The organism is Vibrio sp. STUT-A11 (genome assembly GCF_026000435.1).
Classification (GTDB): Bacteria; Pseudomonadota; Gammaproteobacteria; order Enterobacterales; family Vibrionaceae; genus Vibrio.
Genome location: NZ_AP026764.1, coordinates 1,011,940 through 1,024,295, shown reverse-complemented (window position 1 = coordinate 1,024,295; position 12,356 = coordinate 1,011,940). Strand labels below are relative to the sequence as shown.

Sequence of the window (12,356 nt, the reverse complement as noted above, 5' to 3'; positions counted from 1 at the left end):
GCTCTAAGAATTCAATCTTAGAGCTTTTTCTTTTGCAATTAACTACAGCCTTATCACTTGCTAATCGCTATGCACCAAACACTGAACAGCTGGGAAAGCTAAGTGATATTCTCTCCCCCGATTTTATTAACCAATGCCTTGAAACTACTGGTGTAGCAACTATTCGTAAGCGTCGAATCCCCCTTGATATGGCTGTCTGGTCTGTGATTGCCATGTCTTTGTATCGACAAGAGCCTTTATGGAGCATTGTGTCAAAAGCCCAACTGATGCTACCAGGTAAGAAATCGTTGGTAGCCCCAAGCGCTATTGTTCAAGCTAGACAACGACTAGGAGATGAAGCGGTAAAGCAAGTTTTTCATCAGAGTCAAAGGCTTTGGAATCAAGAGGCACAACACCCCACATGGTCAGGGTTGAAGTTGCTTGCCGTCGATGGTGTGCTTTGGAGAACGCCGGATAGTGATGAAAATCGACAGGCCTTCAAAGCCCCTTCAAATCAGAATGGCGACGCGAGCTTTCCTCAAGTTCGCATGGTATGTCAGATGGAAGTGACCAGTCATATGCTTATTGCTAGTGCTTTCGATAGCTATAAAACGAATGAAATGAAGCTGGCAGAAAACCTAATCGAAACCACTCCAGACAATAGTTTAACGATGTTCGATAGAGGCTTTTTCTCGCTTGGTCTGTTGAATCGCTGGGCTTGCACTGGTCGCGAGCGTCACTGGATGATCCCCATGAGAAAAGGGACTCAATACACGGTAATAAGTAAACTTGGAAGAAACGACAAGCTTGTTGAGTTGAAATCTAACCCTCAAGCCAGGAAAAAGTTCCCAGACCTACCAGAAGCCATACAAGTACGACTGATAACTCGAACAATCAAAGGGAAAGAGGTCAATATCTTCACATCCATGACAGACGCAATGCGTTACCCAAGTTCAGAAATAACGGACTTGTATAGCCATCGTTGGGAGATAGAGGTAGGTTACAGAGAAATGAAATCAGCGCTTCTTAAAAATGAATTTACACTAAGAAGTAAAAAGCCAGAGATGGTTCGCCAAGAGTTATGGGGACTGCTTTTAGCCTACAATATACTGAGGTATCAGATGGTTAACATGGCCTCCAGCATACCTGGTTTATATCCAAACCAACTGAGTTTCACGACTTGTGCTCACGCCATTATTCATCTAATCCATGGCTTCTGGCTAGAATCAGCAGGAACGATACCAAAGAGGATCACTCACTTGATAGAAGAGACCTCTCACCATGTATTGCCTATCAAACGAGAAGATCGGATATACCCGAGGGCCGTCAAAGCAAAAGTCAGAAAATACCCTAATAAAAAGAATGCCAGTCAGCTTAACTGACTGGCATTACCCTTACGGGGCTTTTTTATTGCTGTATTGAAAACCACATTGTGCCAAGGAGTGACACATTAGGTCTTGTAGACAAGTGTTACTTCAGCTGGTAAGCACGCAAAGTTGTTACTTGCGCTGAGCTGGTGCCTTCATCGCTCATCAGAACACGCAAGTGAACAAATTCACCGGCTTCAGCGTTATTTGGTACCGTAGCAACCCACTGGCCATCTTCATAAGCCACTTCTGCGTCAACCCAATCTGATTCATTCAGTTTGTTGCTCACCGGACAATATGAATAAGCATACACATAGCTCAATAGACATTCCTGACCATAAGCGTATTGCAAAGTCGCTTCTGCCAAGTTAACCGTGTCATGGTTATCCATTACACCCGATAGAACTACTTTTGCTGGCTCACCCGCAGGATGGCTGTTGTTGATATCCGCCGGGACATCAATTTGTGGTACCAGGATAGGCTGTGCACCTTGCATGCTTTGATCCGTCATAAAGGTAAAGATACCCTGATAGAATGAACCTAGCTTGTCACCAATCGGTGAACGATCCTCGACACCACGGTTATAATTTCGCAGCTCTAGACGTACTTCTGCACTTTCCACTGGCACGGTTAAGGTACCTGCAGTCATGTACGTACTCTCACCGTTCACCCACAACCCATAAGCAGAGTTGCCATTTTGACCTGCAATCGCATCATGACCAGACGCATCACCAAACTGTGCAAAGTTCCACGAGATCAAATTAGTATCACGGCTGCCTACTGAGTAGTAACTCGTATTCAAGCTCGCACCTTTTGGTCCTTTCAGCCAGGTTGTTTCTTCTTCCCCGCCAGCAGGCATAATTCGCGGACCGTCAAAGTAGGCACCATCCGATTGAATACGGCTACCCTGCATAACAACGTTAGTCCAGGTGTTTTTACTGGTTGCTGTGTAGTATTCGTCACGTACAACCGGTGCAATCAACATTTGTGGACTACCCGTTGAATAAAACTCACCAGTGCTGTTAGTTTGCGCCATCATGTCACGGAACACAGGGCGCTCTTCACCTTGCGCGTGATACGCCGCACTGATGTGATACAAGTCCTTATCATGCACGCGAATTAAGCCACCTTTGTTGTGACCCTCTGTAATGTGGTGCAGTTGATAAGTATAAGGCGTTCTATCAACGGATGTACCCGACCAGCTTACCTTATTGCGACCTTGTTGAACTTCAGCAAATAGTACTTCACCTTCTTCAGCACTTAAACCAACCACAGGTTTCGTTGGAATACCGGTTATCGCTGTTTTATAACGACCATTAGTACCCGGACGATAGAAAAGCACGCCAATTGCACCGCGATCCAGTGCACTTTTCACCATGTACGACGTTATGTAGTAAGGGTTCTGGAACAGAGCAATTTTGCCTGCCAAGTCAAACTGGTTCCAGTCTGTAGAATAACCACCTTCACCAACAGGTACTACTTCTGCCGTGCCTTTACCATCAAAACCAACGGCCAGACCTTGTGCTACGGTGTGTAACTTCTGACCATTTTCCATCGTCATGACAGTTTCTGGCGCTGTTGCATGAGTAGACACAAATGAACGGAAACGGCTGTCGTGACCTTGTGACCACAGATACATGTTTTCGACATAATCCGGCATTAAATCAATCGCAGCCAGCTTCGCTACTTTGTGGTCATCCAGTGCGTAGTGCCACTTGTGGTTCAATCCATACAGGGACATCCACTGAACCATTCGCAGGTACCGTCACTGATTTAATACCTAAACCAGCCACCGTCGCTGGTAATTTTGTTTTACCATCTTCACCAATCAGATCCATACTCAATTTATAACTTACGTCACTGTTGCTGATGTTGGTCAGCGTCACATACGCGTCTACACTGCTCGCTGATGACACATCAACAAATCGACCAAGCTCAACGTTTGGCGCGGCAATTACAGGTTGAGTAATTGCGCGGTTCACATCCATCGGGCCTGCACCTTGCTCTAGTACATGGCTGTCATTGTCAAATACTGAAGAAGTCAGAACGCGTTTCAGTTGTACCGGAGACAGTTCAGGACGAGCCTGCAATACAATCGCAGCACCACCTGCAACGTGAGGAGCTGACATTGATGTACCAGACAAAGAGCGATAAGCATTACTACCAACACCACCCGATGCTGCAGCCATGACATCAACACCTTGTGAGCCGATATCTGGTTTGGCAGAATGACCATCAGGTGACGGACCGCGTGAAGAGAACATTGCCGTTTGGTTATCACGATCCAGTGCTGCTACAGTCAAAGCACTTGGCGCACAACCCGGTGAACCAACCGTTTCACGGGTATAGCTGTTACCGGCTGAGATAACAAACAGAGCTTTGTCTCTATATGCTTCAACGATATTAACCATTGGCCCTTCACAAGCCGTTGCTGAGCCACCCAGTGACATATTGACAATGTCAGCACCACTTTCAACGGCCCAGATCATGCCGTTGATAATACCGGAGGTACTACCACCACCGCTGTTACTCAGCACTTTACCGATCAGTAGATCAGCACCCGGCGCCATACCTGCCCAGTAGCCATTCGACTCATATCCTGTACCAGCAATGGTAGAAGCAGTATGCGTGCCGTGACCATTTAAATCATCAACGCCATTTGAAGAATATGAAAAGTCTTTTGAGCTAATGACTTGACCCTGTAGATCATTGTGCTCGACATCGTAACCAGTATCCAATACCGCTACTGTGACACCTTCACCATTAAATGCATTGGCCGCGTTACCCCATGCGCCCGTTAAAGGCACTGTCGGTGTCAATGTCGTGCCAACAGATTGTTTGTGACCGTAGATCACCGCATCTAGCCAAACGCCTTCGATACGTCCGTCTTGTGTCAGGTTTTCCCATACCGCTTCGGCTTTATCTTTTGCGATACCAAATGATGCGCTGTCGATTAATTCGATTTCACCAGTTAATGACGTCCCCTCAATAACCGTCGGTGTTGCAGCGCCTGCAAGCGAACCGTCGGGGTATTCAATAATTACCGGAAGATGGTCTGTGCTTGCATCATCATAACCAGATTTGTATAACTTATTGATATTAAACAATTCTAAGTCAATGACACGTGAATCAACGAAAGGTTGTGCCTTTGCTGGCACCAAGTAAGTATCTTTACCACGTTTGAACACAGAAGTAACAATTTCCACACCGTCTTTATTCAGCATGCGAATACCACCGAGTTCACCGGTATTGCTTACAACAGCACTGACTTTGTCACCAGTAATAAGGGTAAATTCAACCCCTTTAGCCCCATCTTGCGCCACAGCCAATTCCGTTTCGGCTTGAACACAAAGTGACAGGCTTGCCCCTAATAACGCCAAACAATGCACAGCAACTTTGCTGCGCTTAAAGCGACTACTCATACATTTCCTTATTGCTTAATTTTTTAATTTTCGAATGCCTTTATTTCCCAGTGGCAACGAACCAAATCCATTTCATTTAAAACGCAGAGAATATCGCCCTGCGAATAAGGCGATAAATTATTAACACATTACTTTTTTTAGGTAAACGAAAGGTAAACTTTACAGCTTTAAGGTGGGACAAAAATATTAATAACGGAGCGTTTTAAACACTAATTAGATATTGGTAAATTTAAAATTAACCACAAAAAATACAGACAATAAATCAACATAAACATTTGTATTTATTGAAAATAATTAAAAATAAAACAATATTCATTGAGATAAGCCCACCGTTTAATATAACTACTAATGCATAATAAACTCACCGAAGATAACCTCTTGATTATGAAAATTTCTGAACAAGGGTCAATTTATTAGATGTAATATTGGTTGAAAAATAAGAATGACAGTTTTAAACGCATAATCACATTACTCATTCAAACTTGCTTAGCTCTATTGTAACTAACAAGACTATATCGCATGGCATTTTAATAATATGGTTATATAACTCTATGTTGATAAATATCCCCTCCCTCATTGGTGCCTGCGCCCAATGGTAATCCATCAACTGGAAAGCGCATAAGCGCCACGTGTTAAGGCTCAAGATACGATTGACAGAAGGGGAAGCTTAGAATGCAGATTGATATCAATGCAGACACTTAATCCAACCAGCCTTGTTGTGCTTTTTGTACCAACTCGTCAACAACATAACGGATCTTCGGTAATAACTGACCGCTTTTCGGCCAAACAACGTGAATTGGAATTTCACCGCCACCATAATCATCCAACACAGTGACCAATTCACCGCTATCAATATATTGTCCGACTAACCAGCGTGGTAGTTGTGATAATCCGGCACCATTTAACACCGCACTTAACATAGCATCACCGTCTGCAAATTCATGAGTTACTGCAGGAGTAAAACGACTTAACACTCCTTGGTTATTTTTCAACAACCAGGAGAATGGTTGATTGCGACGAAAGCCAACAACGGTTCTATGGCTAGCCAAATCACCCGGAGTTTGAGGTGTGCCATGAAAGTTTAAGTAATGGGGAGATGCGCACACCACCAGTTTTTGTGTCGTCAGACGACGAGCAACCAGTGTGCTGCTGTCTTCCAGCTCACCAATACGCACTACCAGGTCGATTCCTTGTTCGATAATATCCACATAACGTTCATCAAAAGAAAGCGTGAGCTTGAGTTCCGGGTACTTATTAGCCATGTCGAGCAAAATGGGTAGCAGGCGCTTACGACCAAAAGCGGCTGGCAGATCAACTCTTAATCGCCCAGCAGGACGCATAATATGTGATGTAAGTTCCTGCTCTGCTTGTTCAAGAATTTGTAGTGCATTCTGACAACTGGCCAGATAGCGTTCACCATCCGCCGTTAAGCTCAAGCTACGGGTCGTTCTGTTAAACAAAGTAATTCCAAGCCGCTCTTCTAATCGAGCAACGGATTTACCAACCGCAGATTTTGTTAACCCCAAACGTTCGCCAGCGGCTGTAAAACTACCCGTTTTCGCCGTTGTTACAAAAGCCGTTATTCCTCCAAGACTATCTGATTTTTGCACACTGTTTCCTTTAACTATTTCTGAATTGCTACAACACTAGCAATAACCGGATACCAATCAGGCTGTTGCTGTAAGGACAGATAATAAGTCTCCGCTTCTGTGGCCATCAATAAACCTGGATTCTCACCATCACCAGAGCTCTGCAAGCTTAGTTTTTTATCTCCAGACATTTGTTGGATATTTAATAGCATTTGCGAAGCTTCACCCAATGCGTTAATTGTTGCTGGTAAAGCCGTTTCATTGGATTCCAGCCATCTTTGTAAACGACAAGATAACGCACTAGCCCGATGTTCACGAAAGCTTTCGTGAAACACCGTCTCAGGGTTGTTTTTAAAGGGCGTTTTTTGAATAACAACAAATTTAGCCACGCCTGACTGTGAAATACGAACCAGAGTTTGATAGCGAATAATTGCACCACCGACAGCACCATTCTCTCTAATAGATTGGTATGGCGTTTGCCACGAAACCTGATAAATGCCCGCTTTTACTCTTTCTACTGTCATCTCTTCCACAAAGTGAGAACTAAATTCAGGTGGAATCGAATCCAGCCACTGCTGCATTTCTTCTTTCCCTTTGGCTAACAGATGCTGACCAGCATGTATTAGCTCAATCTCGTCATCAAATAGCGCGAGTTGAGAGTATGTGGGCACTGTCTCTCCCTCGAAAAACGCAAACCAGTGATGGATGGCTTCTTTTATCGCCAATTCATCACGCAGGGGAAAATGATCGTTATTCATAATCGGTTATCTCAACACATAAATTACATTCGGCGTAGACGATAACATGTTTATTGTAGAATTTTTTTCTACATAAAGTGTACTCCGGGCTTGTTTATCGAGCGAGAATTTACACAGACAATGCTTGCCGAATATAACAAAAACGTATTTGGAGAAAGTAGATGTCAGATAAAAAAGTCCCCCTATCGGTATTAGATTTAGTGCCAATCGGAGAAGGTTTCTCTGTTAGTGAAGCCATAGCTAACAGCACTCGCCTAGCGCAAGCTGCGGAAAAAGCGGGTTTCAACCGTTACTGGGTAGCAGAGCACCATAACCTGAAAGACATTGCCAGTGCAGCAACGTCAGTTATCCTCAGCCACATTGGTGAGAAAACCAATTCTATTCGTATTGGTTCCGGTGGTGTGATGCTACCCAACCATGCCCCACTGATTGTCGCTGAGCAGTTTGCAACGCTTGATGCTCTTTATCCGGGACGAGTCGATCTTGGTCTTGGTCGTGCTCCTGGTACTGATATGCAAACCGCTCGCGCACTGAGAAGAGATGTCACCGCAAAGGGCATAGATTTTCCTGAAATGTTGGAAGAGTTGCAGTATTTCTTCTCTAAGGAAAGTGCCACTGAGTCGCTCAAAGCGGTACCTGGTGCGGGGTCACCAGTCCCATTATGGCTATTAGGCTCAAGTACATTCAGCGCTCAACTAGCAGCACAAAAAGGCCTACCTTTAGCATTTGCTGCACACTTTGCACCCGACGCGATGCAAGCAGCGATTAGTCATTACCGCAAAAATTATCAGCCATCTGAACAATTCCCAGAACCGTATGTCATTGTTTGTATTAATGCGGTTGGTGCTGATACACAAGAGCAAGCTGAATACCTGGCAACAACCGAACTACAAAAGTTCCTTTCACTAGGTCGTGGCGTAGAACAATTCTTGCCGAAACCTGTGGATGACATGAACACTATCTGGAGTCCAATGGAAGCCGTACAAATTAAGAATCAGCTAAGAGAGTCTATCTGGGGTTCCAAACAGGAGATTCGCCAGCGTCTCGATGATTTGGTAACACGTACGGGTGCCGATGAAATCATGGTCAACTCTTGGATCCATGATCCAGAAGCACGCATCTACTCTCACCAAGTCATTGCTGATGCTTGGCTGTAAGGGACTAAAATGAGTAAATTATTCACCGCGCTGTCACTTTCAGGTCTTCCCTTAACTAACCGAATTGCGATGGCTCCGATGACTCGATCTCGTGCTCAGAATGGTGTCGCAGACGAGATGACCGCAGAATACTACGCGCAACGTGCGAGTGCAGGATTACTTATTTCTGAAGGCACGCCTGTATCACGCCAAGGTAATGGTTACTTATTTACTCCGGGTATTTACTCCCAGGAACAAATTGATGGTTGGAGCAAAGTCACCCGCGCTGTGCATAACAAAGGGGGTCGCATTTTTGCTCAACTATGGCACGTAGGTCGAGTTTCTCACACATCAATTCAACCAGAGGGATCATCCCCCGTCAGTTCTGTGTCGATACAGGGTGGTACTGCCTTTGGTTATGATGCAAATGGTAACCCAGACCGATTACCTGCCAGCGAACCCATTGCCCTTAGCGAGCAGGGAATTGAAGAAATTATCGACGATTCTCGTGCCGCCGCCGCGAATGCAATTGCTGCCGGTTTTGATGGCGTAGAAATTCATGCCGCAAATGGTTACTTATTCGAGCAATTTCTAAACAGTTCATTAAATAACAGAACGGATGCTTATGGCGGAAAATCTGTAGAAAACCGTGCTCGTTTTCTACTGGAAACGCTTGATGCGGTTATTGATGAAATAGGAGAAGAAAGAACCGGCGTTCGCTTATCTCCTTTCCATCGTGGTCAGGAAATGCCAGCTCAATCAGACACTGAGGTAACGTATTTGTTTGTCGCTAAGGCGATGGAAGAACGAAACTGTGCCTATCTTCATCTTAGCCTGGAACACGAAACCCTATCGTCAGGGCTTTTACCCAAAATTCGCCGGACTTATAAAGGTGTCTTGATTGCTGCTGGAGGGCTGAATAAAGACAATGCGGAAGTTCTGCTCAACGACAATCTTATTGATATGGCCGCGCTTGGTACGCCATTTATCGCTAACCCGGATTTAGTTGAACGACTCAAAAATGACTGGCCTTTAGCAGAATTCACCCGAGAAGCGTTTTACGGCGGTGGAGAAGCCGGATATACCGATTTCCCTAATTTCCAAGGCTGATAACCCAAGCGTTCATAACATCGAGAGCATACCAAATTAAATTTTCAATTCGGGCCCGCTCTATTTGCTTAATGATATAGCGAGCCCGTCTAAAAACGATACCAAACATGGAGCAACCATGATAAATCATCCTACTGATCGTGCAGTAGTCAAACAGCTTATGACACGATTAACCACATTCTGGATGACTGGCGATGGTGACTTGAAATTTGAAGATTTTAGTCACGATAGTCACCTTTTCAGTAGTCATCACGGTAATGCAGAAGGCTTTACTGACATTACCGAGAAATTAAAACAAGATACTGCCAATAGCCCTATGCAAGGCAAGTTGACCAACTTATATGTGGCGACGGACAGTGAACATGCGGTAGCGAGTTTTTACTCGTTCGGTTTACTCGGTAATAGCAATCGAAACCTGTTTCTTTTTGGTAGCGCACAAGTCGTACAGTTATCGAAGGTCAATGATCGTTGGTGTATCGATACCATCCGGTTAGTCATAAACTGGTCCAAAGGGAATACTAATCAGGTCCCACACTGGCAGAACCTACCGGGAGAACACGGCTGGGAAATGGGGTTTAAAGCTCCGGCGCTGGTGAGTGAATTACATTCCCCTTGGACAGTTATGCCTGATGTTCCACCACCAGAAAACCTGCAAGAAGCTCTGGAGGAACTTTACTACCGTTACGCGTTTTCGGTCGATCAAAATGATATGGGCCTACTAAAAGCCTCTTACAGTGAAGACATCTCCGGTGGTTTCGCGCCCGTAGGCAACCTTTCAGGTCGGGATCAGGCCATTGGGACACTCAAAAACTTCCGTCATCTCGCATCGGTCTGGCAACATTTTGCAGAAGTTGTCCGCTATGAAGAAGAGGACGACGGTAAACATGTAAAAATGATTGTCGCACGCATTATTCCTGAAAGACCTCTCGATGAAGCAGGCAATACGCTTTACGGTGCTCATTATCAACTTCTTGCCAGAAAGATGGAATCAGGCCAATGGAATTTTTGCTGGACAGATTATCGTCCCGGTTGGTTCAGCGTTAATAACACCCCTGAGTTTGATATCGGTAATGCAACCGCTTAACACTTCACGAATTCATATCTCAATTTATATCTAAGAAAATATTTGCTGACGTGCCGAATTTTGCACAAAACGTTGCAGTAACGTACATCACCGAAATTCACAAGATGTAATTTTACATAGTCGGGGGTAGTGATTCATTCACTACCCCAAATTTGCTAATACTCGTTTACCCAGATCCATCTTTCACTATCCAATAAAGACTTAATACTGATAGTAGAAATTTTAAGGCAAAGTAGCAGTATTGCCCTAGGCATGGATTCGGTGGCTGAAATAGAATGGGGCACAAATGATTCAGCTCAGATCTGGTTGAATCGATGATGGACAAAATTGATTTAGAGTTTGATTTTCACCGCTATCTTTAGGATAAGTTTTTGTATGTTGAGATTTTTATTTGAACCTTGTTTCATTCTCAAAGCACATAATAAGTTTATTAATATCAGAGGATTCTTAGAGCAGGCAGATTATCGCTGACAAAGAAACTGAAATCACGTAGATCACTATCATCAAAATAAAAGTCCCGGCACATGTGCGTGCCGGGCCAATGCCTTTCTAATTAAGCCTCAACAGAAAGTGGCTTACTACTAAAGTTACGGTCAACTAAAATCATCGAAATAGTCGCGATGATCCCCGGAATCGCAAGGACCAGGAAGTTTACTTGGTGTGGAAGAGCCATAGCTAAAAGTGTACCCCCCACCATAGGACCAAAAATGGCGCCATTACGACCAACGCCAGATGCCCAGCCTAAGCCTGTAGATCGGATGTTTGTTGGGTAGTATTGAGCCACATACGCATACAGCAGAATCTGCGAACCGATCGTTGCAGCGCCAGCGATGCCTACAAGAGTATAAAGCACCCAAGTTGGATTATTGTAGCCAAGCATGACCAGAGAAACAGATCCAAGAATAAAGAAACATACCAGTACAGAGCGTAAAGAGAATCTATCCGCAAGCCATCCACCACCAACGGCTCCGATAATCGCACCGACATTGAGTATCATTAGGAACATCAGACTTGAACTTAATCCATAGCCAGCCACGGACATCAATTTTGGCAGCCAAGAACCTAGTGCATAAACCATCAATAAACAACAGAAAAACGCCGTCCAGAACATCAAGGTACTAAACATTCGTCCGTCACGAAATAGTTCTAATACCGGAGCTTTTGCTTTTTCGGCTGATGAGACAAAAAGTACTGAGTCTTGATTAATATCGCAGTTAGGTTCTACTTTCGCGAGTAGCTCTCGGGCCTCTTGCTCACGGTTCTGCGTGACGAGGAAGGTCAGTGATTCCGGTAGATATTTAATCATCAGCGGAAGCAATGCCAGCGGGACCGCAGCAAGGAAAAACATAATCTCCCAACCGAAGCGAGGTACGATCCAAATCCCCAGCCCTGCTGACATCATCCCGCCGACAGCATAACCAGAAAACATTAACGCAACTAATGTACTCCGGCTTTTTTTCGGTGAGTATTCTGTCATTAGTGAAACGACGTTAGGCATCACGCCACCTATACCCAAACCAGCAATAAAACGCAGAATTCCGAACTGCCATGGCGTGCTAGCTAAACCATTAATCGCGCTAACTGCACTAAACAGTACCACACACATCAGAATGGTCTTTTTCCTGCCAAGTTTGTCCGATAACATGCCGAAACCCATTGCGCCAAACATCATACCAAACAATGCGGCGCTTCCCAGCATGCCTGCAACATAGGGATCCAGGCCCCACTGACTCATTAATTTAGGCAAAACAACGCCATATATAACAAGATCATAACCATCAAAAATGATAATCAAAGTACACCAAAAAAGTACTTTCCAATGGAATTGGTTAAATTTCGCGTTGTCGACAGCTTCATTGACATTAATATTACTCATACGCAGCTCCCCCTTTTGAGTTGGTAAGATGCTGG

The 12,356-nt window shown here is 44.5% G+C and carries 9 protein-coding genes; 4 read left to right on the top strand and 5 right to left on the bottom strand.

Annotation, left to right across the window (positions count from 1 at the left end; genetic code table 11):
- Positions 1–32: 32 nt before the first annotated feature.
- On the top strand, positions 33–1,361 hold the full coding sequence (locus tag OO774_RS20255) for an IS4 family transposase (RefSeq protein WP_264904009.1): 1,329 nt from the start codon (positions 33–35) through the stop codon (positions 1,359–1,361).
- An 88-nt stretch (positions 1,362–1,449) separates the two neighbouring features.
- Here OO774_RS20255 and OO774_RS20250 read toward each other — a convergent pair whose 3' ends face one another.
- The 4 genes from OO774_RS20250 to OO774_RS20235 form a co-directional block, all read right to left on the bottom strand.
- Positions 1,450–3,099: a PA domain-containing protein gene (locus OO774_RS20250; protein WP_264906226.1), complete on the bottom strand. Its 1,650-nt coding sequence runs from the start codon at positions 3,097–3,099 to the stop codon at positions 1,450–1,452.
- Positions 3,041–4,768: a S8 family serine peptidase gene (locus OO774_RS20245; RefSeq protein WP_264906224.1), complete on the bottom strand. Its 1,728-nt coding sequence runs from the start codon at positions 4,766–4,768 to the stop codon at positions 3,041–3,043. Before OO774_RS20245 ends, OO774_RS20250 begins: the two co-directional genes overlap by 59 nt.
- 698 nt (positions 4,769–5,466) lie before the next feature.
- Entirely contained in the window at positions 5,467–6,378 is a 912-nt protein-coding gene (locus OO774_RS20240; protein ID WP_264906223.1) for a LysR family transcriptional regulator, read from the bottom strand.
- Positions 6,379–6,392: 14 nt separating this feature from the next.
- Positions 6,393–7,115, bottom strand: coding sequence for a hypothetical protein (locus OO774_RS20235; RefSeq protein ID WP_264906222.1), 723 nt, complete (start codon positions 7,113–7,115; stop codon positions 6,393–6,395).
- A 161-nt stretch (positions 7,116–7,276) separates the two neighbouring features.
- On the opposite strand from OO774_RS20235, the gene OO774_RS20230 reads away from it, so the two are divergent.
- The 3 genes from OO774_RS20230 (at position 7,277) to OO774_RS20220 (ending at position 10,445) form a co-directional block, all read left to right on the top strand.
- A complete protein-coding gene (locus tag OO774_RS20230; protein WP_264906221.1) occupies positions 7,277–8,272 on the top strand; it encodes an LLM class flavin-dependent oxidoreductase in 996 nt (331 codons plus the stop codon).
- A gap of 9 nt (positions 8,273–8,281) precedes the next feature.
- Positions 8,282–9,361 (top strand): alkene reductase, encoded by a 1,080-nt coding sequence (locus tag OO774_RS20225; RefSeq protein ID WP_264906219.1) that lies wholly within the window; start codon positions 8,282–8,284, stop codon positions 9,359–9,361.
- 118 nt (positions 9,362–9,479) lie between these two features.
- A complete protein-coding gene (locus tag OO774_RS20220) occupies positions 9,480–10,445 on the top strand; it encodes a nuclear transport factor 2 family protein (RefSeq protein WP_264906218.1) in 966 nt (321 codons plus the stop codon).
- A gap of 553 nt (positions 10,446–10,998) precedes the next feature.
- On the opposite strand, the gene OO774_RS20215 is transcribed toward OO774_RS20220, so the two are convergent.
- Complete coding sequence (locus OO774_RS20215; RefSeq protein ID WP_264906216.1) at positions 10,999–12,321, bottom strand: MFS transporter; 1,323 nt, start codon at positions 12,319–12,321, stop codon at positions 10,999–11,001.
- Positions 12,322–12,356: the final 35 nt, after the last annotated feature.

Bases quoted from the DNA above. Each gene is read 5' to 3' on its own strand.
- OO774_RS20220 (WP_264906218.1), top strand. From the start codon at position 9,480: ATGATAAATCATCCTACTGATCGTGCAGTAGTCAAACAGCTTATGACA.
- OO774_RS20230 (WP_264906221.1), top strand. From the start codon at position 7,277: ATGTCAGATAAAAAAGTCCCCCTATCGGTATTAGATTTAGTGCCAATC.
- OO774_RS20250 (WP_264906226.1), bottom strand. From the start codon at position 3,099: ATGGTTCAGTGGATGTCCCTGTATGGATTGAACCACAAGTGGCACTAC.
- OO774_RS20215 (WP_264906216.1), bottom strand. From the start codon at position 12,321: ATGAGTAATATTAATGTCAATGAAGCTGTCGACAACGCGAAATTTAAC.
- OO774_RS20225 (WP_264906219.1), top strand. From the start codon at position 8,282: ATGAGTAAATTATTCACCGCGCTGTCACTTTCAGGTCTTCCCTTAACT.
- OO774_RS20245 (WP_264906224.1), bottom strand. From the start codon at position 4,768: ATGAGTAGTCGCTTTAAGCGCAGCAAAGTTGCTGTGCATTGTTTGGCG.
- OO774_RS20235 (WP_264906222.1), bottom strand. From the start codon at position 7,115: ATGAATAACGATCATTTTCCCCTGCGTGATGAATTGGCGATAAAAGAA.